Source organism: Wolbachia endosymbiont (group A) of Hylaeus communis (assembly GCF_947251915.1).
Taxonomy (GTDB): domain Bacteria; phylum Pseudomonadota; class Alphaproteobacteria; order Rickettsiales; family Anaplasmataceae; genus Wolbachia; species Wolbachia pipientis.
Genome location: NZ_OX366396.1, coordinates 1335881 through 1357849, shown reverse-complemented (window position 1 = coordinate 1357849; position 21969 = coordinate 1335881). Strand labels below are relative to the sequence as shown.

Genomic DNA, 21969 nt, shown 5'->3' with positions numbered 1-21969 from the left:
GCGTATGGTTCATACAGCTATGTACATAGCTGGAACCCAAAAAAAGAACCAAGTAGCCTTGGCTACTTGGATGACAAAAGGTAATACAAGAAATCTATTGGCTCTCGTATATCTTAGTGAAACTTAACAAGTTTATCTATAGTTTTAGTGATGATTCTTGGAGTATCCGGAGAAACTGCTGAGCTCAGCCTATTTAACCGCTCTATAGCGAACTCGCTATTCTCATTTGCTATGAAATCACATAAAATATTTTCTATATCCTTAGTAACACTTTCATGCTTTCTCAGAGGATGATTATGTGGATACCTACTGATGGTTTTGATACTGGAATACTCAACAAAAGCTTGATCCTTAAAAGCAAGTTGTCTCAATTTCTCTTTGAATTTTCCTTCTTCCTCTTTTGCTAAAAGGCGAGACTTTATCAGTGATTTTATAATCAAATTTATAGCTTGATGTATTTCAGAATGCACTATAACTTTAATGGTATTTTCTTCTACTATACAATCATAAATATTTTTTTCGCTCTGTAACGACTCTATTAATTTCTTGCTACTTTGTGAATTCAATTCCAAATTCTCCTCACTCATAGGAGTTATTATGAAGGTGTTCTTACTCACTCTGATGTTAAATTGTGGAGAGCCTTCAGAAAAGGAAAATGCTACATCCTTAAATTCAAGTGCATGATTGTATGCAGCAAAAAGAGTGTGTGCTATAACACTGCTGGGCACCTTCATTCCATGTTTACTCAGGTGGTTCAATACATTTTCAACCTCATGATATGTAAAGTCTGTATCTTTTAGCAATTCAACAACTTCTATGCCGTTGTGTTGTTTATACTCTATTCTCACTTCTTCTGTAAAAAGTGTTTTAGCTGCTATATGTTTATCAAGCACTGTGAAAATCTTGATGAAATTCTCTAAATCTTGTTTGTTAACTAATTCGATACTAATTAAGTTTCTGCTAATAATTGAAATATTTTTTGTCATTTTTTCCCACTAAAAAAACTCACTGAATGAATTGTATTTTTAATTCATTAAGAATTGTTTAAAGTGAGCATACTAGTTTTCATTTACGTATTACACGACAAAACAAGATAAAAAGTTACATAAAATCATCATGTGGTATAACACACTCTCCACATTCATCATTGCTGTTTGTGTAGGTTGTGACATCAGTGTGATTGTCATTATTATTTAGCATATCATCCAACTTTCCTTCTTTTTCAAGATCCATCAATTTGTCGCTTCCTGCAATGTGGTCTATATAGTTGCCATTTTCATCAGCAATAAAGATCTGTGGAACTGTTCTAACGTTATACTTTGATTTTATGTCGTTAAATAGATCTGAGCTTTTGAGCACATCGATTTCTTCATACTTCACACCTTTTTTATCTAGTAAATCCTTTGCCCTTATGCAGTATGGACAGCCCTTCTTTACATATATCACAACATTTTTCACAATTTATCTCCGTAGCTTACTAAAATATAGTTATTATATATAAGAAACATGTAAAAACATCAAATTGTATGAAAATTATTTATAATTGTGAGCAAGGAATAGAAAATAATATAGCACTAACCTTCGGAAATTTCGATGGCATTCATTTAGGACACGAGTTTGCAATTTCTACTCTAAAGAAGGTAGCACAAGAAAGAGGATTACCCTCTGCAGTTTTAACTTTTGAGCCTCACCCATCAACTGTTTTATTTGGTAGAAACAATTTTAGGTTAATAGACCAAGAACAAAAAAAGGAACTAATCAGCAGCTATGGTATAGATTACTTATATATTATTAATTTTAATAGAGGTTTTTCTGAGGTTAGCTGCGATGACTTTATCAGTGAGATTTTAATAGATAAATATGGCGCTAAACACATAATTGTCGGAGAAAATTGCACTTTTGGTCATAAACGATTGGGTAATATATTAACTCTAGAGAAATATTCTGAAATATATGGATACTCTTTGACTAAATTAGAGCCATTAACAATTGACGGCAAAATTTGCTCTTCTTCTTCAATAAGGGAGTATGTACAAAGGGGCGAAATAGAAATTGCTAATAAATTGCTCGGCAGGCCTTATCAAGTTTCTGGTGTTGTGACAAAAGGTGCATGTAGAGGTAGAGAAATAGGATTTCCAACCATAAATATTCCTATAGAAGATTGCATGATAAAACCTAAGTTTGGCACATATTACGCTAGAGTGACTTTTCCTGATAGTAATCCAAATTGGTTATATGGAGTAGTCAATATTGGTATGAGACCTACTTTTAAGGATCTGAAAAAGCCTATAATAGAAATGCACATATTCGATTTTGATGAAGACGTATATAGTCATAAAGTCAATATACAACTTTTAAAATTCATAAGGTCAGAAAAAAAATTCCATAGTATTGAGGAGTTAACAAAACAGATAAATTATGATATACTTAAAGTTTATAGGTTAAAGGCAAATTTATGAAAAAGTTATGCTTAGTTGTTATATTAATTATAGTATTGATTGACCAAACGAGCAAATTGTACATAAACTCATTGATTGATGAAGGAGAATCAATTGAGATCGCTAGTTTTATAAAACTAGTTGAAGTTTGGAATTCAGGTATTAGTTTTGGAATGTGTAGCGCTTTACCACATGGCGGTTTCTTTTTTTCAGCATTTTCAATACTAATAATTGGTATACTTGCATATTTGATATACAAGTCTGACGATCAGTCAACTTACCTTGGTTTTTCTCTGATGATTGGTGGAGCAATCGGAAACGTAGTTGATAGGATCTATTGGGGAGCTGTATATGATTTCATATATTTTCATATTGATGATTGGTATTGGCCAGCCTTTAATTTAGCAGATTTATCTATAGTTTGTGGAATGTTTACATTGTTATATAAGTGGTATATATACGATATGCTTATTTCTAAACAAAATGAGGAATAAAATAATTGTTTTTATATTAGGTCGAAATAATGCTTCATAAGTTTTTTAGTTTTCTTATACTACCTGTACTTTTTTTTACTTACCCAATTTCTTCGAATGCTTTAAACATAGAGCACAACATAAAATATACTAAACTCAGTAACGGACTAGATGTTTATGTTGTTTCTAATCATCGGATTCCAGCCGTTTTACATGCAGTAATATACAAAGTTGGGGGAATGGATGATCCAATCGGCAAAGCAGGATTGGCTCACTACTTTGAACATTTAATGTTTGAAACTACAGGGAAGTTCACAGATATAGAAGCCACTATGAGTAGCATTGGGGCTCAATTTAACGCATTTACCACTAAAGAATATACCTGTTATTTTGAGTTGATCCCCAAAAAAGATTTACCACTTGCAATGGAAGTTGAAGCAGATAGAATGGGCAGCTTTAATGTTACTCAAGACAAAATAGATAGAGAAAAAAACATCGTATTAGAAGAAAGAAAGATGAGATTTGATAACCAACCTCATAACTTGTTATGGGAAGAAATGGATAGTGCATTTTACCGTACTGGCTATGGTAGGTCTGTTATCGGCTGGGAGAGCGATATCAAAACTTACAATTTGGATGACATAACGAGGTTTCATGATAACTATTATCACTCCGGCAATGCAATATTACTGATTGTGGGTGATGTGGAACTTGATGAAGTAGTGAAATTAGCAGAAGAAAAATATGGCGAAATTAAAGCTAAGCCTGTAATGAGAAATTACCCAAATCAGGATCCAGTGCATAATGCAGGTCTATCGGTGACCTTAGAGAGCACTGAAGTAAAAGAATCAGTTTTATATTTTCGTTATCGTGTTCCCTTATTTGATCACATAAATGAAGCCTCTGCTGCTCATTTAGCGGTTGACATTTTAGGTGGCGGCAAATCCAGCAAACTGTATAAAGATTTGGTTTTAGATAAAGATGTGGCAGTATCAGTGTTTGCTTATTATAATAGCCTAGCTTTTAGTGATGGCTACATTGATATTATGATAATTCCAAAAAGTGGCGCTAATTTAGATATTGTTGAAAGAGAGTTAGATAATGCTATTAATGGCTTCGTATCTAAAGGGGTGACGAGCGAGGAATTACAAAGCTCAAAATATAGGTATAAGGCAGCACAGTTTGATAATCTATCTGACTTAACTCATATAGCGATGTTCTATGTGCCACACCTTGCACTTGGTATTCCACTTGATGAAATAGATATTTCATATAGCAAGATTAATGATGTCAATCTAGAGGATGTAAATAATAAAATCCGTGCTATTTTTTCTGCTAATAAGTTAATTGGTCGTTTATTACCAAAAGGAGATAATAATGAGAATAAGTAAAATTATATTTCTATTTTTTTTCTGTCTAGGCTTTAATTTACAAGCAAGTGGTAACCTAAATATAGAGGAGGTCACTACCCGTAAAGGATTTAAGTTTTTATTTGTAGAAAATCATGATTTGCCAAAAGTTTCACTAAATATATCGTTCAAGGATGCAGGTTATGTGTATGAGAATAAGGAAAAACAGGGGCTTGCTTGGTTTACTTCTCTTGTAATCCAAGAAGGGGCAGGAAAAAATGATGCCAAAGATTTTGCGAAAAAGCTTGAAGATAAAGGGATTAGTTTAAATTTTATTGCTGATTTAGAAGCATTTAGGGTTTCATTAAATACTTTGTCTGACAATCTAGAGGAAGCAATTTCATTACTGAGCGATACTATAATGCGTCCTAAAGTTGACCCTGAAGGGTTGAATAGAGTTTTCGAGAAAGCCAAAGTTGATTTTAATAATCTTGAAAAAAATCCTTATTTTGTTGCTGGAAAAGAATTAGATACGTTATTGTTTAAAAAACATCCTTACTCAAAAAGTGTGTATGGTACTCTTGATACTATAATGAGCATTACTAGAGACGATGTTTTAACATACATAAAGCGTAATTTTGCTAAAGATAACATAGTTATCAGTGTTGCTGGTTGTGCAAAAAAAGAAGAAATTATTACGCTATTAGATAAATATTTATCTAAATTGCCGTCAAAAAGATCAAAAGTTAGAAAAATACCTGTAAAAAATAATTTTGGTTCTGCAGAAAGTAAGAATATTTTTATGGATATACCACAGAGTGTGATACTTTTTGCTCAAAAAGGTATAGCTTATGAAGATCCTAATTATTATAACGCTGGTGTCTTAATTGATGCACTTGGTGGCATGAGGCTGAATTCAATATTAATGACAGAACTGAGGCAAAACTTGGGTATTACTTATGGTGTTTATGCAAGTATTATTTCCAATAAACATGGAAATATTATATCTGGATTTATAAGTACTGATAGTTCTACTGCTGGCAAAGCTATATCAGCAGTAAAAGATACATTTAGCAGAATAAAAAAGCAAGGAATTGACGAACAATTGTTCAAGGATGCAAAAATTGGCTTGGTAAATAATCTTGTCCTTTTCCTGTCCAATAACACAAATACAGCAACGCTGCTAGATAATATGCAGATAAATGATCGTGATGTTAACCGTATAAATAATTATGCGAATATCATTAATGATGTTAAATTAGAGGAAGTAAACGAACTGGCAAGTTCTTTACTGGAACCTGAAAATTTATTTTTTGTTGAAGTTGGAAAAAACGCTCAGGGTCAATAATTAATACTTTCTGCTATTGATCTTACTGCTTCTACATAGCACTTATGCTCCTCAGCTAGAATGCGTTCTGAGAGGCTTTGAATATCATCAGCTGGTAACACTGGTACAACAACTTGAGCAATTATGGCTCCAGCATCAACTTCAGGAGTGACATAATGTACAGTACAACCTGTAATTTTTACACCTGCTTTTAGAGCTTGCTCTTGAGCGTTTAGGCCTTTAAAAGACGGAAGTAAAGAGGGATGAATATTTATCACCTTGTTATGCCATTTACTCAGAAAATCAGCTTTGAGAATTCTCATAAACCCTGCAAGGCAAATTAAATCAACCTTATGTTGAACAAGTATTTCGTGAATTTTACCAGCATCAAGCGGTTTATCTTTAACAATAAACGCTGAGATTCCTGCTTGCTCTGCTGTTTTCAGACCAGCAGCTTCGCTATTATTTGTGATAACACATGCAACTTCTGCGGGAAAATTCTGATCTTGACATGCTTCTATTAAGGCCTGCATATTCGACCCCCTACCTGAAATTAGTATTCCGAGTTTTATCTTTTTCATTATAGCACAGTTAGTTTAGAATTTAGTTAATACTAACAAAACAGCTCAAAAGGAAAACTTATTTTATAGCAAAGAAGGCAGACTAAACTCTTTATATAAGTGGACCTCTAATTTTGGACCTCACTGGACAACACAAAATAACGAATAGCCCCATGTACCCAGCTAAAACTAGCTTTAATGCTTAGATATTGTGCTATTTTTGTATAATATACTACTATAAGTATATATTTTTGTAATCGCGTTATTATTTATTTAACAAAGTATTAGTATAATTTATTACACTGGATTAAATGGAGAAAGTTCAATGAGTAAATTACCGAACAATGCAAAAATAGGTAAATCTCAGGTTACTCAGTGGGAGGTAATAAAAAATTGTGAATATGCTGATAATTGCTTGTCAAAAATAGTAACTTTGTACGTTATTAGAATAACTCAGCTATCAGATTTTTATACGAGTGACGAACCTGAAATTAACACTGTTTTAGCAAGAATAAGCGTGACAAGTGAAAATGTATTTTTAAACAAGGCTACTACTATTGAAGTTATGGAAGGTATTTTTCCGTATAAATTCAACAGCAAGAAGAGAAATAACGTATTAAGGTTAGAAGATTTGTATAATTATTTATGTTCTATTGTTAACAATAGCCTTCCAAAAGAAATGCTTGAAAGTCTTGTAAGGGAATATAAGGATGCTGTTAACTTATTTAAAGCAATTACTTAACTGAACGTAGTATTTTTAAGATTTTATTTTCTATTTCAGAAATGCCGCTTTCAAGATCTTTATCTATCAAATACATGGTAGAGAAATATGTTTTCTGCTTACTTTCAACATTGATAGTTAAAGTTCCGGGAGTGATTGTGACTGAATTGGCAAATAACGCAATGCTTTCATCATTATGCCCTTTGCATTTTCTTAGGATAATGATTGGCTCAAGCTTAGATTTGAGTTGTAGCACCTTTTTTGTTACATAAACACTTGATAAAATGATTTGGTACATTAACCATGGTATATAACTTACTAACTTATAAAACGACAGTCTACTCGTACTATTTAAAATCTGGCTAAGAGCTCTTTCAGCGTTTATCAACCTTCTAAAGATAAACGATGTGAATATAGAGGAAAACACTCCACAAAAAATAAAAAACGGCTCAAAATAACCAGACAATACAGTCCATAGAACAAATAAAATTATAAATGACAGAGAAAAAAACTTGATTTCCTTCCTAAAGTTGAGGTTTTTCATAGTCTGTAATATAACTTAAATGACTCTTTAAGGAAAGATAATAACGAATATTTAGGTTCTTGACTTCTATGTTAAAAGATATAACAACTAAGTTATGTATTTTAAGTGAGGAAGTTATGGAATATGATAAATTTATGGAAATATTAAAAAAAATAAATGACCTTTCAGATTTGAGCAAGGACAATATAGTTGAAAAAATAAAAGCTAAGTTACAAGAAGAAGATCCAGATTTATGTCAAGAGTGGGAAAAGAGTAAACCTGACAATGATAGTGGATCTGGCATAAATTACATATTTACTATATCTCGTGGTCAAAATTCTAAGGAAGTCAAATTGTTACATCTTGCTTCTTATTGGAACTGTGCAAATGTAGCAAAAGCTCTGATTGAAAACGGAGCAGATATTAATGCAGAACATGATAATAAAATTACTCCTTTACATATTGCTGCTCACTATGGCCACGAAGATGTAGTAACCATTCTAACTGGAAAAGGAGCAATTGTTGATGCAAAAAATGGTGATGGATGGACTTCTTTACATTTTGCTGTTGAAAAGAACCACAAAAATGTAGTAAACACTCTAATTGGAAAAGGAGCAAATGTTAATGCAGAAAATGATAAAGGATGGGCTCCTTTACATCTTGCTATTACAAATGGCCACAAAGAGATAGTACAAGTTCTATCAAAAGCAGAAGGAATCAACGTTGATGCAAAAAATAGTGATGGGTGGACTTCTTTACATCTTGCTGCTGAAAATGGCCGCAAAGATATAGTAGAAACTCTAATTGAAAAAGGAGCAGATGTTAATGCGAAAGACCATTATAAATGGACTCCTTTAACATTTGCTCCTCAAAAAGGCCATAAAGCGGTAAAAGAAGCTCTATTAAAGGCACAAGAGAACATCAAAGCTTTGCATTCAGCTGTTAAACATAATAATGAGGAGGAGGTGAAAAACCTATTAAATAAAGGAGTAAACGTTAATGCAAAAGATGATGATGGATGTACTCCTTTACATCTTGCAGCCAGAGAGGGCCATAAAGATGTAGTAGACATTCTAATCAAAAAAGGAGCAAAGGTTAATGCAGAAAATGATGATAGATGTACTGCTTTACATCTTGCTGCTGAAAATGGCAAAATAAAAGTGGTGGAAGTTCTGCTACACACTGAAGCAGACCCTTCATTAAAAGATGTTGATGGAAAAACGCCAAGAGACCTTACTAAATATCAAGGTATAATTCAGCTTTTAGAGGAAGCGGAAAAAAAGCAAACGTTAAAAAATGAGAATAAAAAAACGCCAAAGGATCTTACTGAAAATAAAGATGTAATGCAGCTTCCAGAGAAAAAGGAAGAAAAACAAATTGGAAAAAATGCAATTGTGAAAGAAAAAGAACAATCTGCAAAAAATGCAATTGTAAAAGGTGTTATTGTGTGTTTTGTAACTGCAGTGATAGTTGGTGTTGCACTTGCATTTGCTACTGCCCTATCTGTACCAGCAATAATTGGACTAGCTGCAGGATCTGCGCTCATAGTTGGTGCTGGTCAATATATAATGTCAAAGCCTAAAACTGAAATGAAAGAAGTAAAGGAACTTGTGCCTAGAGAGACAGAAAAAGCACTTACTTGATTTTTGTTATCCTGTTGCTATCAGACTAGCCTGGCACCTTATATTTATTGGGATAACTGTTTTATTATGAATTAAGTCAAAAACTCTGTAATATATTGAAGCTTAAAGATATCTTTAGATATGGAAGTTATTGCAGAAAATAGGAAAGCAAGGTTTGAATATTTCATCTTAGAAGAATTTGAAGCGGGTATGGTCTTATTAAGCAGTGAAGTTAAATCGCTAAGAGAAAGAAAAGTAAATATTTCCGACGCCTACGTTGTTGAAAAGAATAACGAAGTATGGCTGCACAATATGCATATTGCAGAATATAAAGCTGCGAACCGAAAAAATCATAAACCAAAAAGGGAACGTAAATTACTCTTGCATAAAAAGGAGATAAATAAACTAATTGGTCAAATCAAGACTGCTGGGATAACTGTTGTGCCGCTTTCGGTCTATTTTAACGATAAAGGATTTGCAAAAACTAAAATTGCCATTGTAAAAGGAAAAAAACTCTACGATAAGAGAGCAACCATAAAACAGAGAGAGTGGGATCGTGAAAAAAGTAGATTGTCTAAAAATAATTTATAGCAAAATATGTCTTTAAATCCAGTAATTTTCAGCATCGGTCCTGTTTCTATATATTGGTATTCCTTAGCCTACGTTTTGGGTATAGTGTTTGCATATTGGTATTTACATAGGCTAGATGACCAAAAAATATTTACTAAGAATTTTTACGATTCGTTATTAACAGCCACTATTGTAGGTATTATCCTTGGAGGTAGACTTGGCTACGTATTGATATATGATCCAGTTCTTTATATAAGCAACCCTATCGAGATATTGAAGACCTGGGAAGGAGGGATGTCATTTCATGGCGGTGCTATAGGAGTTTTGCTTGCAGTAATAATCTCCTGCAGAAGACATAACATTCCTATATTTTATGCACTGGACCTAGTTTCTTGCGGAGTTCCCATAGGTTTATTTTTAGGTCGCATAGGCAATTTTATAAACGGAGAGTTATTTGGCAGAGTTACAACTATGCCATGGGGTATGGTATTTCCAGAGAGTGGTGATAATTTGCTGCATCATCCAAGCCAGCTTTATGAGGCACTTTTTGAAGGACTGCTACTTTTTGCAGTTGCAAATTCACTGTTTTTCTTAACTAGAATAAGACTGTATCACGGTGCGTTAACTGGTATTGCAGTTATGTGGTATGGAATAGCACGTTTTTTCGTTGAGTTTTTTCGCGAACCAGACTATCAAATTGGCTATTTGTGGCTTGATTTAACTATGGGGCAGTTGCTTTCTATACCTATGGTTTTGCTAGGAATGCTTGTATATCTAGGCGCATTAAATTTAAAATTTAATACGAAATCTGTCACATAGAGAAAAGGTGAGTTCAATAGAAAAATGTAGCCAGAAGCCCCACATTATGCACAATTGTACGAATTTTCTGCGTTGCAGTAGAATGAATCGGTGGGCTTTGTTGCATCGCTAGCTATGATGGATTAAAGATAAAAAAGGTGGAGAATATCAGTAGCTTATTATTCTGGTATTTATAACAAGAACGGTCAGTGAATACCTAAATTTGAGTAAAAGAAATTTCACTACCACTCACTAATCTGGCTAAAATTCAAGAATTTCAATGCTTTAGCTATTTTCAATAGAATTAAATTTATTAATATAAATAACAAATTACTATTCTTAAATTTGATCAGATTGATTGCAAAAAAACAAGATTTTCAATAAGTTGCTTATAATCCTAATTATATAGCTCTTTCCATAAAAGTCCGGATGTGATAGGATAAGGGTAGATGATGATAAGGAGGTTGAATGCCAGCAGCATATAGTTATGATTTAAGAAAAAAAGCAATGGAAGCGCTAGACGAAGGAGAAAGCAGAGAAACAGTGGCAGCAAGATTTAAGATTGGACGAACTACTTTATGGGAGTGGCAGCAAAGAAGAAAAGAAACAGGAGACTTTCAATCAAAAAAACTTGGAAATGGGGGTTACAATCACAAAATTACCGACTGGGATACCTTTGCCAAATTTGCCAGAGAACACGGAGGAAAGACTCTATCGGAAATGGCTAAACTTTGGAACAACGTTAGTATCCAAACGATCTATCGAGCCCTTAAAAAAATTGAATTTACGCGCAAAAAAAGACATATGGATACAAGGAAAGAAACGAAGAAAAACGTGCTGAATTTTTGAAAATTATAGCGACAAAAGAACCTAAAAACTTAGTGTATATAGATGAGTCTGGCATTGATAACACCGAAGACTACCCCTACGGATATTGCCAGAAAGGACAGCGGTTTTATGCCTTAAAATCTGGAAAGAAAACTCAACGAATCAGTATGGTTGCAGCCTTAAGTGGAAGAAAGATAGTTGTTCCGTTAACCTTTGAAGGCCACTGTAATATGGATGTTTTTAATGGATGGTTTGAGCAATTTTTGACACCGATCTTGGAACCTGGACAGACTGTCATTCTTGACAATGCTACTTTTCATAAGTCTGATAAGATTATCGAGCTTGCTAAAGGGGTTGGTGCAGAAATTTTGTATCTGCCGCCTTATTCTCCAGATTTCAACAAAATTGAGCATCATTGGTTTGCTATAAAAAACAGAGCCAGGAAAAACATTCCTCTATTCGAATCCTTTCGTCGTGCTGTTGATTCTGCCTTCCTATGACCTGTTCGGACTATTATGAGAAATGCTATAGTTCGCATTCTGTTACCAGTGGTAAAAATTTCTTCATCGCTACTTGAAGATGATAGCCTTCTATAACCCAAATCAGTTAGTTCTAATACAGGAGCAGCATTACGACCCTTAACATATCTATATGCTATGAATCCTATAATTCCAACAATACCTATTGCTCCAACCAAAGATCCCCCTATCATTCCTGCCTTATTAGACCCTATAGCAAGTTGAGTAGGTTGTGGTGAAGAAGTAGACTGAGGAAGTAAAGTCGTGGTGAATATAGGAGTTGTTGACTCTTTTGTTCTAGTACTTGGTATACTAAATACTGTTTGTGTAGTTTTCTCTGAGCTTGTTGTTGGCGCAGTTGGTTCCACTGTTACTGTGCTTGTTTGAGTCGTTGACTCTGTTGAAGGTTTATTCGTTGTAGAAGTAGGTGCAACGGCTTCTGTTGTTGGCTTCACTGTTACTGTACTTGTTTGAGTCGTTGACTCTGTTGAAGGTTTACTCATCGTAGAAGTCGACGCACCAGTCGCTGCTGTAGGTTTTACAGTACTTGTCTCAGTCCCTGAAGTTACTATCGGCGCACTAGTTGACGTTGTAGCAACCGTGGTCGCTTGTGAAGTAGTAGTTGTTTTTGCTACTGTCGTTGACTCCGTTGAAGGTTTACTTATTGTAGAAGTAGGTGCAACGGCTTCCGTTGTCAATTTAGTAGTCTTCACAGCGTCGGTTTCTGCTGTGCTAGTAATTGCAGCAGTCGGCGTTTTCTTAGAAGTCACAACCGTTTCTGCAACAGTTATAGGAGCCACGGTACTACTAGAAATAATATCTGGCGTTAATCGACCGTTAATGATATTAACAAAATCACTGAGAGTTTTGATGCTATTTGCCGGTATTATTGTTGCTTCAGAAGATTTTCCAGAGCCGTTTTGATTAAAAGTTACAATATTTTCTCCACTTACCGCAGTTACGATAAAACCACCCTGACCGTTGCCTTTAATATATAATTGCTCTATAGGATCTGTAAATTGATAGATAGGAAAATCTGACACTGATCCATTTTTAAGTAGAGTTGCTATATGTAACCTCTGCTCATTAGCTGATTGGTCATTTTCAAGAAAAGCAACTAGATCATTTCCTTCCGTTTGTTCAACATACTGCAAAAAGCTTATTTCATGTTCTCTAGAAAGAGATAGTGCTTTATTATCTATTTGACCTTTTCGATTACCAAGTAAAAAGCCATTAACTCCATCCTTCAGACCCTGAATCACTTTAGCCATATCAAATTTAAAAATACGTGTTTTTCTCACCTCTTGATTTTCCTTAGTAATCCTTTTGCTCACTTGCGAATAAAGCATCGTGTTTCCATTTAATGCCAATTGCCCCTGATTATCAAAATTGAACAATTTTCTTTCTGTAACACCTTTTTCTCCAGTCAATACCTTAAATTTTCCGCTCTCGCTTGACTTTAAGTACCAAGAAACTAAAGTTTGATCCTTTAAGTTATGGGCGATTACAATTACGTCACCATTACCAACTTTCACTGCTCTTGGTTGAAAGTAACTATTGCCCACATTTGCAAGACTATTATTATCAATATTCTTTTGTAATTTTCTTTTATCTAAATGTTCAACTGAAGGAGTATTAACTGATTGTTTAATTCCGTAAGTGTTAAAAGATAAGCCTTTAACGCATTTTTCTCCTTCTTCGCTAATTCCTTCTTCAGGAAAGATAACTCCAACTTTATCTATTTCAGCTGAATCTTCTATTAATGTGAGAGATAATTGATCTTTGAATTCATTTGCTACGCTGATATTTGTACCACATTCGTATGTTTTTGATTGATATAATGGACTAATAAGTAATTTTACTTTACTGCTCCCATTACCATTATCTTGATAGCTGAGTCCGTAAGCAACTCCATTCCCCTCAATTAATTCTACGTTTGTTGGATTAAAACCTATCGCTTCTTTAATTTCCGGTGTATTTGAGTTGATCCCGAGCAATCTTCTTAATATAGACATAATTTTATTTAAAATATTAATAAAATGCTATTATGATTACTCCTGTGTGTTAATGTCAATGAAAATTTTAACTAAAATTAAAAAATTAATATAATATTTTATACTAAAAGGTAAATATAAGCTTGAAGAGGGCTAAGAAGCTTTATGCTATTTCTCAAAAAACCAACAATTGCAATCATTGGTTCTACAGGTATAATCTGTTAAAGTTTACACGAGTCTCATGAATGATAGAAAAAGAAGAGCAGTTTAGTTTTACATCAGAAAACCTCAAGAAAGCGGGAAAGTTTATAGAGATGTATCCCAAAGGTAGAGAAGGTAGTGCTGTTATGCCTTTACTATATCTGGTTCAAGAGCAATGCGGATGGGTTTCTGAATCTGCTATGCGTTATGTTGCTGATATGCTGCATATTCCACATATTCGTGTATATGAAGTGGCAAATTTTTACACCATGTATAATTTAAAACCAGTAGGCAAATATCTAATACAAATTTGTAGAACAACTCCTTGCTGGTTGTGCAATAGTGAAGAAGTTTTAAATACCTTTAAAAAAAAACTTGGAATCAATATCGGTGAGACTACTAAAGATAATTTGTTCACTTTAAAAGAAGTTGAATGCCTAGGTGCATGCGTTAATGCTCCCGTTGTGCAGATCAATAATGACTTCTATGAAAATCTTACTCCTGAGAAAGTAGAAAACATCATAACAGAACTTTCAGGCAAATAGATGAAAGAAGAATTTTCATTCAAGAGAATCAAGCAATCAGGTTCTGCAAGAGTTGGAACAATTAAAACTCCAAATGGAAGCGTAGAAACCCCCGCTTTTATATTCTGCGCAACAAAAGCTGCAATTAAAGCTGCAGATATTGAAAGAATAAGTGAAGCTGGTACCCAAATCATACTTTCCAACACCTATCACCTAATGCTTCAACCAGGAGAGAATACTGTTGCAAAACTTGGTGGTTTGCGCAAGATGATAGGATGGAATGGGCCAATGCTAACTGACTCAGGTGGATATCAGATATTTAGCTTAGGCCACGGATCAGTTTCGGAAGAGATAAAAGGAATAAGAAAAAAACAAAAAACTTTGATCAAAATTAATGAGGATGGGGCAATTTTTCGTTCTTACATTAATGGTAAAATTTATTGCTTAACTCCTGAAAAATCTGTACAAATTCAACAGAAATTAGGTGCAGATTTAATCCTAGTTTTAGATGAATGCACTCCATTTCACGTAAGCAAAGAATACACAGCAAAATCAATGCTCATGAGCCACAGATGGGCTGAACGTTCTTTAAATGAATTTGAAAAAAACAATAATGGCAAGCAGGCACTGTATGGAATTAGTCAAGGCGGAGTGTATCAAGATTTACGTAGAGAAAGTTGTGATTTTATCAACGATTTGCCATTTTTTGGTCAAGCAATAGGTGGATCACTTGGTCAAAGTAAAGAGCAGATGCATGATGTAGTTTCTTTCACTATGGACCACCTGAAAAAAGACAGGCCTACTCATTTGCTTGGTATTGGTGGAATTGTGGACATCTTTCGCGGAGTAGAGCTTGGAATTGACACGTTTGATTGCGTGCATCCAACCCGCTTAGCAAGGCATGGTGGCGCACTTGTTAAAGTAAAAAACAGAAATTCTATTTCTTCAAAGTGCAAAGAGCATATTAGAGGTTGTCCGGAAACAAGTAAAAGGCTATAATATCTGAAATTTTAGTACGGGGTAAAGATGAGAAAAAAGTATCCAACAGATCTAAGCGAAAGGGAATGGGCAAGAATAGAAAAACACTTCAGAGTATCATACAAGAAAGGAGGAAGGCCGCCAAAGTATAGCAAAAGAGAAATATTAGAAGCAATTTTCTATGTATTGCGTACAGGGTGTCAATGGCGGTATTTACCAAATGATTTTCCGCTATGGAAGACTGTGTATGAGCAGTTCAGGCAATGGAAGAAGCAGGGAATTTTTGAGAAAATGAATTATGAAATTACAAAATATAGTAGAAGAAAAATAGGAAGGAATGAGCAGCCGAGTGCCTGTATAGTAGATAGTCAATCTGTAAAGACTACAGAAAAGGGGGGATCAAAGGCTATGATGGAAGTAAAAAAGTAAAGGGTAGAAAAAGGCATATAATTACAGACACTCAGGGTTTTATACTAGGTTGTTACGTAGGCGCTGCTAACGAAAATGATAGAGATGGTATTAAAATAGCATTAAACAATATGAGAACAAAATATACTAAAGTTAAAAAAATGTGGGCTGACATGGGATACCAAGGAAGAAATTTAAAGAATCACATAAAGGAAGAATATGACATAGATATTGAAATTGTTAAAAGGCCTACATGTAGATTTTGGGTGCACAAAGATACGCCACCTGAGCTACTACCAACAAGAGAACAAGGGTTTAAAGTACAGCCAAGAAGATGGGTTGTAGAAAGGACTTTTGCTTGGGTTAATAGGAATAGAAGGCTATCGAAGGAGTATGATTTACTCACAACATCCACTGAGAATTTCATATACCTAGCTATGAGTAGGGTTATGTTAAAGAGGGAATATGCTTGAATTTACTTGTTTCCGGACAACCTCTAAGTTGGCAATTTACCTTAAGTTAGCGCGTGACACTGGAATGACACCCTTGGTGGCAGACAGCTAAAGGAAAATATCAACTAGGTTTATAATCTATCACTACCGTGTTTGCAATTTTGTCGTGAAAAGTCTGTTTGCGTTGATCAAATACTGCAAACAAAAATAAAATTAGCACAATTAAAAGATATAGAAAAGTATAACCATGATAATGCAGATGAAGCAAAAAGCGAAAAATAATCCAGATGCTTCCCTTAGAAATACATCTTATTGTTGCTTGCATAAGGGTAACATTTGTAAATGTATTAGCATCTTTAATATGCATACCACACAATAGTTTTCCTGGGGTACCACCAAGTTTTGTTACCATTAATATTTTGGATATTGTTAGTACTAATGTTGCGACCACTGTAGAAACTATAAATGGTATTTCTGTTGCTAGTTGTGCAAGTTCCTGAAAAGAGTCTTTATCTTTATCTTTATCTTTATCTTGTAATGATACGATGAATACACCATAGATAAAACCGAAGATAAAATGAGGGGAAAATATGATGAGGTCAAGTATTTCTGCTACAATACGCCTTGTAAATCCTACATAATTTACTTTAACATTTATTTCAGTATTCATAACCCCACCTATATTTCATAATATCATCATATGATATAAAAATACGTTATTAAATAACCGTAAATATACTAACTTGGGTAATATTAGCTACTTGTGCCACTCTATTATTTAAATTAATATTAAATCATTTATAACTAGGGAAGTTATGTCAACACTAATCACAGTTGCATATGGCGACGGTATCGGACCAGAAATCATGGAAGCGGTGCTGTCGATATTGCGCGAAGCAGAAGCGGAAATCTCAATAGATATTATTGAAATAGGGGAGCGTGTTTACAGTAAAGAATGGTCTCACGGAATTTCTCCAAGTGGTTGGGAATCAATTGAAAGGACAAAAATATTATTAAAATCTCCGACAACAACTCCTCAAGGTAAAGGGCACAAAAGCTTAAACGTTGCACTCAGAAAAAATCTAGGGTTGTATGCAAATATCAGACCATGCATTTCATATCATCCTGTTATAGAAAATAAATTCGATAAGTTTGATATCGTAGTGATACGTGAAAATGAAGAGGACGTTTACACCGGAATAGAGCATAGGCTCACTGGTGACTCTTACCAATGCACTAAAATTATTACTAGATCTGGCTCAGAGAAGATATGCAGGTACGCTTTTGAATATGCAAAAAAACACAACAGAAAAAAAGTAACTTGCCTGACTAAAGATAACATCATGAAAATGACTGACGGAACTTTCCATGCCGCGTTTGATCGCATTGCAAAGGAATACCCAGATATAAAGGCAGAACATTATATAGTTGATATTGGAATGGCGCGTGTTGCAACAGAACCGGAGAATTTTGATGTTATAGTAACCGAGAACTTATATGGCGACATATTATCAGATATAGTCGCACAAACCTCTGGATCTGTGGGGCTTGCCGGAAGTAGCAACATCGGGAATGAATACGCAATGTTTGAAGCAGTGCACGGTTCTGCCCCTGATATTGCAGGAAAAAACATAGCCAATCCTTCTGGTCTTTTAAATGCTGCAGTGCATATGCTAATTTACATAGGTCAAGTGGGTACTGCAAAACTAATCTACGATGCATGGCTCAAGACTTTGGAGGATGGAATACACACTGCCGATTTATATAAGGAGAAAAGAAGTAAACAGAAAGTTGGTACAAAAGAATTTGCAGAAGCTGTTATAGACAATCTAGGAAAAAAACCGAAAACATTATCTGAGCTTATAATTGGCAGTGATCCAAATAGTAAAGTGGATAAAATACAGGATAATTATGAACAGGATTATAAGATTAAAAAACTAGTGGGTAGCGATATAACGCTTGCCTGGAGTAAGCCGGCTGACTTTGACCAAATAGTGAAGTTGTTTGAAACAAGTAATCCGCAGATTATAGCAATATATTCAAAAGGCCTTGCGATTTGGCCAGGAAGTTCAAAGTCTTCAAGTGACCAAATAACCTGCAGGTTCATTGCAAATAATGAAATTACAAATAGTGATGTGAATAACTTGCTAATCAAATTTGAGGAACATAATTTTGATGTGGTGAGAATGGATAAGTTGTATTTGTATGATGGGAAAGAGGGTTTCTTCTCTTAGTGGTTGCTTGATATTTTTATGCTTGTGTGAAACATTAAATATATTATACTAATAGTATCGTGTATTTATGTGAGGTGTAGTAATGAGTAAACATTTTAAGTTAACTGGTCAGGAGTTTTATGATAATAATGATCTGTTTAACGTACTAGAGATAAAAGCTGAACAAATTGTAGGTAAGGATTATCAAGCTCTTAGCAAGTTTCTGAAAAAACAATATAATAAATTGATACTTGTAAACCATCCTGACAAAGGTGGAGACAAAAATAGATTTGATCAGATTTATAAAGCTTATCAAGAGCTAAAAAAGTACATTGAACCTTTAGAGTCAGGAAATCCTTGTGTTAAAGTCAGTGTTGGTGCTGAAAGTAATGGACGTTTAACAGCACGTGAATTTCATTATAGAAAGAAGCTGTTCGATACACTAGGGATTGGTGAAGAAGCTATAGGTAAAGATTTTGATGAATTGACTTCTATATTAAAAAAGAATGATAGTGCGTTTGAAGAGGATGTGGAATACTGTTTTTCAGGAGATATTTATGGCAGTTTTTTTAGGCCGTCAGACCCTGGCGAGCTTAATAAACGCTTATCAAAACCTAGTATACGGCTATTTTTTTATATTTCTCCTCTAAAGGAAAAAAAGAACCTAGTAGATGAGGATAAAAAAGAATTAGCGTTAAGATTTATAGAACGTAAAAATGCCTTACTATTTATTCGGACTCTTAGTGTTCTACCCTTAGACCTGTTACCTACAGTTACTATAGGTTGCTATTTTTCATGGTGGATCATAGCATTTAACATCGCTATTAGTAGAGCCTTTGGTTTATTAGTGAATTATTATATGGAAAAGTATAAAAATTCAGAAATTTCCACTGATGAATTCATAAGTAAAATGAACTATATCGAGCTAGGCAGTAAGCTTCTTATCGACTATCCTTTAGCTGCTTTTTCTGTTTATCTACTTACAACAAATTTCATTGCTAATAGATTAACTGTTGGTGGAACCATACTTGGTTCACTATTGTTATTGGCAGTATTAATTGAAATGTTAGCTCCTGTTTTCTCAAAAGGCTGTGAAATATATGCTGAAAAGCACACAAAAGATTTACTAGAAGAGGATCCAAGAGATAGGGTACAAAAGGAAACTGACCTGTTAGGATGGTATGATCCACGAAAACTGTTAATGCCAATTGTTATGCCTCTTATTAAAAAGTGTTTTGCGGAAGTGGCAAGCGAATTTGCTGAGAGGAATTTTGATGAGGTAAAAACTGATATGTCTGATGTTAATGCTGAAGGACTATCTAAGCCTAAAGGAATTGAATTTGCACAGCAACCAGTGTAGTATAAGCTTTTAGCTCTATGCATGGACTCAAAAAAAGTAGAACTGATATTTGAAAAATTCAAGCAATCAAATCCTGCACCAAAAATAGAGCTGAATTATACCAATGATTTTACGTTATTAGTTGCGATAGTTCTATCAGCGCGAACAACTGATATAAGCGTTAATAAAATTACAAAGGAGCTATTTAGTATCACTGATACGCCAGAAAAAATGCTGAGTTTTGGGCAGAGTGAGCTAAGAAAATGCATAAGCAGTATTGGTTTATATAATTCCAAAGCAAAAAACATAATCGGGCTCAGCAAAATATTGATTGAGAGGTACAATAGCAAAGTGCCTACTGATTTCGATGATTTGGTGTCTTTGCCGGGAGTGGGAAGAAAGAGCGCTAATGTGTTCTTAAATTCGGGGCTTGGCATTCCAACATTGGCAGTTGATACTCACGTTTTTAGAGTGAGCAATAGAATCGGGCTTGTGAAAGAAAAAGATGTGTTTAAAACAGAACAATCTCTTTTAAATGTGGTTCCCAAAAAATACCTGCTTTATGCTCATCATTGGCTAGTTTTGCATGGTAGATATGTTTGCAAAGCACAGAAACCTTCGTGTGAAACGTGCATAATTCATGATTTATGTGAATTTGAGTGCAAAAGGTATAAAGTCTAGTATTTCTTCTTTTGTCATCCAAGTAGCTATAGAAACGAAAAAACTTACTTGACACATTTTGCTGGAATGACACCAGTTGTTATTCAGACAACAGTTATGAAAGAGATCTGATTACATCTAAGCTAACAATGGACCACTAGATATATTACTAACTACGTTGACCTGATTCAATATTTTATTAGTGGGATTGAAATAATTTTCTATAAATTCCTTATATATAGCTGTTAACTTGTGTATATCGTTTACTGATACGCATTCGTTTATCTGATGTGCAGTTTTGTTGATTATACCAAATTCAATCACTGGACAAACATCTTTGATAAACACAGCGTCAGATGTGCCACCACTTGTGCTCAGCACAGCATCAATACTGGTAACTTTATTTATCGCATCAAGCATAATATCAGTATTTCTATCGGGAGTAGAGAGGAAAACGTCCCTGCTGCTATGCACAGAAAGTTTATAATCGTTAGTTACACTGGAGCATATTTCATCAATCAGCTTATATAAGCCACCCGGTGTTTGTTCATTGTTATATCGAATGTTAAAACGTGTAGTTGCTGAACCAGGTATTAGATTGCTAGTATTATTTCCAACATCGATAGTAGTAACTTCGCAATGTGAAGGCTGAAAATATTTATTACCATGATCAAAAGTAGTATTTTTTACCTTACTCAATATCGATATTACCTTATATATTGGATTATCTGCTAGGTCTGGATAGGCAACGTGCCCTTGTTTTCCATGGCAAATTAATTCAAATGTTACAGAACCTCTTCTGCCTATTTTTATGGTATCACCTAATTTCTCACTACTGGTTGGTTCGCCAACCACACAAAAATCTATCTTTTTCTGCTTATTTTTCATCCATTCCAAAACTGCCTTTGTTCCATATTCTTCCATGCTTTCTTCAGCACTGGTAATCAATGCACTTATCGAACCATTAAATTGAAACTTCTCTGCAATCAAATTTACCATAGCAGCAATAAACGCAGCTACTCCGCTTTTCATATCAGCCGCCCCTCTTCCATATAATATGCCATCTCTCACTTCTGGATTAAATGGACCAAATGCCCAATCTTTTAACTGACCCGGTGGTACAACATCAACATGCCCAGCAAAGCACAAATTTGGTACTCCATTTATATATTTCGCATAAAGATTTTTAACTTTATCACCAAATTCTAAAATCTCACAATCAAAGCCACTCTTCTTGAAGATTGTTGCTATATACTCTATTGCCCCGCCGTCCCTTGGTGTTATACTCTCAAAAGAGATCAATTTCTTAGTTAGCTCTACAGGGTCAATTTTCATGTCAATCTTAAAATACTTATATTGCTATATTGTAAACACATACTGTAATTGCTATTGAATGATGGAGAGACATACTCCATTATTTTAGCACGAAGTAACAAGTTCAATAGAATTAGTTCTTCAAAAATAATTTAAACT

The 21969-nt window shown here is 34.3% G+C and carries 21 protein-coding genes and 1 pseudogene; 15 read left to right on the top strand and 7 right to left on the bottom strand.

Going from position 1 to position 21969, the window contains the following annotated elements:
* Positions 1-113 precede the first annotated feature (113 nt).
* Both OPR52_RS06650 and OPR52_RS06645 read right to left on the bottom strand, forming a co-directional pair.
* Positions 114-986 carry a hypothetical protein gene (locus OPR52_RS06650; RefSeq protein ID WP_007550039.1) on the bottom strand — a complete coding sequence of 291 codons (873 nt, stop codon included), beginning with the start codon at positions 984-986 and terminating at the stop codon, positions 114-116.
* Positions 987-1101: 115 nt separating this feature from the next.
* Complete coding sequence (locus OPR52_RS06645) at positions 1102-1458, bottom strand: glutaredoxin (RefSeq protein WP_264722881.1); 357 nt, start codon at positions 1456-1458, stop codon at positions 1102-1104.
* Positions 1459-1526: 68 nt separating this feature from the next.
* On the opposite strand from OPR52_RS06645, the gene ribF reads away from it, so the two are divergent.
* The 4 genes from ribF to OPR52_RS06625 are packed head-to-tail and all read left to right on the top strand — an operon-like array spanning position 1527 to position 5608.
* Positions 1527-2459: a riboflavin biosynthesis protein RibF gene (gene ribF, locus OPR52_RS06640; RefSeq protein WP_010082493.1), complete on the top strand. Its 933-nt coding sequence runs from the start codon at positions 1527-1529 to the stop codon at positions 2457-2459.
* Complete coding sequence (gene lspA, locus OPR52_RS06635) at positions 2456-2932, top strand: signal peptidase II (RefSeq protein WP_006279329.1); 477 nt, start codon at positions 2456-2458, stop codon at positions 2930-2932. The genes ribF and lspA overlap by 4 nt, the downstream gene beginning before the upstream one ends.
* Before the next feature lie 29 nt (positions 2933-2961).
* Positions 2962-4302: a M16 family metallopeptidase gene (locus OPR52_RS06630; protein WP_010082492.1), complete on the top strand. Its 1341-nt coding sequence runs from the start codon at positions 2962-2964 to the stop codon at positions 4300-4302.
* Entirely contained in the window at positions 4289-5608 is a 1320-nt protein-coding gene (locus tag OPR52_RS06625; protein ID WP_151807601.1) for a M16 family metallopeptidase, read from the top strand. Before OPR52_RS06630 ends, OPR52_RS06625 begins: the two co-directional genes overlap by 14 nt.
* Here OPR52_RS06625 and purN read toward each other — a convergent pair.
* The gene (gene purN, locus OPR52_RS06620) at positions 5602-6168 is read right to left on the bottom strand and encodes a phosphoribosylglycinamide formyltransferase (protein WP_264722883.1); all 567 of its coding nucleotides are present in this window, start codon (positions 6166-6168) and stop codon (positions 5602-5604) included. The genes OPR52_RS06625 and purN overlap by 7 nt on opposite strands.
* 304 nt (positions 6169-6472) lie before the next feature.
* Here purN and OPR52_RS06615 point away from each other — a divergent pair, with 304 nt between their 5' ends.
* Positions 6473-6889 (top strand): hypothetical protein, encoded by a 417-nt coding sequence (locus tag OPR52_RS06615; protein WP_010082489.1) that lies wholly within the window; start codon positions 6473-6475, stop codon positions 6887-6889.
* Here the strand turns inward: OPR52_RS06615 and OPR52_RS06610 are convergent.
* On the bottom strand, positions 6882-7412 hold the full coding sequence (locus tag OPR52_RS06610) for a Na+/H+ antiporter subunit E (protein WP_010962821.1): 531 nt from the start codon (positions 7410-7412) through the stop codon (positions 6882-6884). The two genes, OPR52_RS06615 and OPR52_RS06610, sit on opposite strands and share 8 nt — an antisense overlap.
* A gap of 68 nt (positions 7413-7480) precedes the next feature.
* On the opposite strand from OPR52_RS06610, the gene OPR52_RS06605 reads away from it, so the two are divergent.
* The 4 genes from OPR52_RS06605 (at position 7481) to OPR52_RS06590 (ending at position 11709) form a co-directional block, all read left to right on the top strand.
* Positions 7481-9034 carry an ankyrin repeat domain-containing protein gene (locus OPR52_RS06605; protein WP_265038094.1) on the top strand — a complete coding sequence of 518 codons (1554 nt, stop codon included), beginning with the start codon at positions 7481-7483 and terminating at the stop codon, positions 9032-9034.
* A 120-nt stretch (positions 9035-9154) separates the two neighbouring features.
* The gene (gene smpB / locus OPR52_RS06600; RefSeq protein WP_265038093.1) at positions 9155-9604 is read left to right on the top strand and encodes an SsrA-binding protein SmpB; all 450 of its coding nucleotides are present in this window, start codon (positions 9155-9157) and stop codon (positions 9602-9604) included.
* Positions 9605-9610: 6 nt separating this feature from the next.
* On the top strand, positions 9611-10402 hold the full coding sequence (lgt, locus tag OPR52_RS06595; RefSeq protein WP_006280508.1) for a prolipoprotein diacylglyceryl transferase: 792 nt from the start codon (positions 9611-9613) through the stop codon (positions 10400-10402).
* Between the two features lie 447 nt (positions 10403-10849).
* A protein-coding gene (locus OPR52_RS06590; RefSeq protein ID WP_265037751.1) for an IS630 family transposase occupies positions 10850-11709 on the top strand; the annotation gives its coding sequence in 2 pieces (ribosomal slippage) (positions 10850-11174 and positions 11174-11709; 861 coding nt in all).
* Here the strand turns inward: OPR52_RS06590 and OPR52_RS06585 are convergent.
* Positions 11622-13742 (bottom strand): hypothetical protein, encoded by a 2121-nt coding sequence (locus OPR52_RS06585; protein WP_265038092.1) that lies wholly within the window; start codon positions 13740-13742, stop codon positions 11622-11624. The two genes, OPR52_RS06590 and OPR52_RS06585, sit on opposite strands and share 88 nt — an antisense overlap.
* A 224-nt stretch (positions 13743-13966) precedes the next feature.
* Between OPR52_RS06585 and nuoE the strand changes: the two genes are divergently transcribed.
* The 3 genes and pseudogenes from nuoE (at position 13967) to OPR52_RS06570 (ending at position 16305) form a co-directional block, all read left to right on the top strand.
* Positions 13967-14467, top strand: coding sequence for an NADH-quinone oxidoreductase subunit NuoE (gene nuoE / locus OPR52_RS06580; RefSeq protein WP_010962799.1), 501 nt, complete (start codon positions 13967-13969; stop codon positions 14465-14467).
* Positions 14468-15412 (top strand): annotated as a pseudogene (gene tgt / locus OPR52_RS06575) (tRNA guanosine(34) transglycosylase Tgt); the annotation flags it as partial.
* Positions 15413-15472: 60 nt separating this feature from the next.
* A protein-coding gene (locus OPR52_RS06570) for an IS5-like element ISWpi1 family transposase (RefSeq protein WP_265037890.1) occupies positions 15473-16305 on the top strand; the annotation gives its coding sequence in 2 pieces (ribosomal slippage) (positions 15473-15842 and positions 15842-16305; 834 coding nt in all).
* Between the two features lie 100 nt (positions 16306-16405).
* On the opposite strand, the gene OPR52_RS06565 is transcribed toward OPR52_RS06570, so the two are convergent.
* On the bottom strand, positions 16406-16954 hold the full coding sequence (locus OPR52_RS06565) for an RDD family protein (RefSeq protein WP_265038090.1): 549 nt from the start codon (positions 16952-16954) through the stop codon (positions 16406-16408).
* Between the two features lie 145 nt (positions 16955-17099).
* Between OPR52_RS06565 and icd the strand changes: the two genes are divergently transcribed.
* The 3 genes from icd to nth all read left to right on the top strand — a co-directional run bounded on the left by icd (position 17100) and on the right by nth (position 20517).
* Positions 17100-18518, top strand: coding sequence for an isocitrate dehydrogenase (gene icd, locus OPR52_RS06560; RefSeq protein WP_010082497.1), 1419 nt, complete (start codon positions 17100-17102; stop codon positions 18516-18518).
* An 82-nt stretch (positions 18519-18600) separates the two neighbouring features.
* Entirely contained in the window at positions 18601-19857 is a 1257-nt protein-coding gene (locus tag OPR52_RS06555) for a molecular chaperone DnaJ (protein WP_265038088.1), read from the top strand.
* Positions 19858-19878: 21 nt separating this feature from the next.
* Entirely contained in the window at positions 19879-20517 is a 639-nt protein-coding gene (nth, locus tag OPR52_RS06550) for an endonuclease III (protein WP_209472633.1), read from the top strand.
* A gap of 117 nt (positions 20518-20634) precedes the next feature.
* Here the strand turns inward: nth and dapE are convergent, their stop codons facing one another.
* Positions 20635-21831 carry a succinyl-diaminopimelate desuccinylase gene (gene dapE / locus OPR52_RS06545; RefSeq protein WP_265038086.1) on the bottom strand — a complete coding sequence of 399 codons (1197 nt, stop codon included), beginning with the start codon at positions 21829-21831 and terminating at the stop codon, positions 20635-20637.
* Positions 21832-21969: the final 138 nt, after the last annotated feature.

Excerpts from the sequence above, each read along its gene's own strand:
- ribF (WP_010082493.1), top strand. The coding sequence starts at position 1,527 with ATGAAAATTATTTATAATTGTGAGCAAGGAATAGAAAATAATATAGCA.
- dapE (WP_265038086.1), bottom strand. The coding sequence starts at position 21,831 with ATGAAAATTGACCCTGTAGAGCTAACTAAGAAATTGATCTCTTTTGAG.
- lgt (WP_006280508.1), top strand. The coding sequence starts at position 9,611 with ATGTCTTTAAATCCAGTAATTTTCAGCATCGGTCCTGTTTCTATATAT.
- OPR52_RS06565 (WP_265038090.1), bottom strand. The coding sequence starts at position 16,954 with ATGAATACTGAAATAAATGTTAAAGTAAATTATGTAGGATTTACAAGG.
- nth (WP_209472633.1), top strand. The coding sequence starts at position 19,879 with ATGGACTCAAAAAAAGTAGAACTGATATTTGAAAAATTCAAGCAATCA.
- OPR52_RS06615 (WP_010082489.1), top strand. The coding sequence starts at position 6,473 with ATGAGTAAATTACCGAACAATGCAAAAATAGGTAAATCTCAGGTTACT.
- OPR52_RS06610 (WP_010962821.1), bottom strand. The coding sequence starts at position 7,412 with ATGAAAAACCTCAACTTTAGGAAGGAAATCAAGTTTTTTTCTCTGTCA.
- OPR52_RS06650 (WP_007550039.1), bottom strand. The coding sequence starts at position 986 with ATGACAAAAAATATTTCAATTATTAGCAGAAACTTAATTAGTATCGAA.
- OPR52_RS06605 (WP_265038094.1), top strand. The coding sequence starts at position 7,481 with ATGTTAAAAGATATAACAACTAAGTTATGTATTTTAAGTGAGGAAGTT.
- smpB (WP_265038093.1), top strand. The coding sequence starts at position 9,155 with ATGGAAGTTATTGCAGAAAATAGGAAAGCAAGGTTTGAATATTTCATC.
- purN (WP_264722883.1), bottom strand. The coding sequence starts at position 6,168 with ATGAAAAAGATAAAACTCGGAATACTAATTTCAGGTAGGGGGTCGAAT.
- OPR52_RS06555 (WP_265038088.1), top strand. The coding sequence starts at position 18,601 with ATGAGTAAACATTTTAAGTTAACTGGTCAGGAGTTTTATGATAATAAT.
- OPR52_RS06625 (WP_151807601.1), top strand. The coding sequence starts at position 4,289 with ATGAGAATAAGTAAAATTATATTTCTATTTTTTTTCTGTCTAGGCTTT.
- icd (WP_010082497.1), top strand. The coding sequence starts at position 17,100 with ATGTCAACACTAATCACAGTTGCATATGGCGACGGTATCGGACCAGAA.
- nuoE (WP_010962799.1), top strand. The coding sequence starts at position 13,967 with ATGATAGAAAAAGAAGAGCAGTTTAGTTTTACATCAGAAAACCTCAAG.
- OPR52_RS06630 (WP_010082492.1), top strand. The coding sequence starts at position 2,962 with ATGCTTCATAAGTTTTTTAGTTTTCTTATACTACCTGTACTTTTTTTT.
- lspA (WP_006279329.1), top strand. The coding sequence starts at position 2,456 with ATGAAAAAGTTATGCTTAGTTGTTATATTAATTATAGTATTGATTGAC.
- OPR52_RS06585 (WP_265038092.1), bottom strand. The coding sequence starts at position 13,742 with ATGTCTATATTAAGAAGATTGCTCGGGATCAACTCAAATACACCGGAA.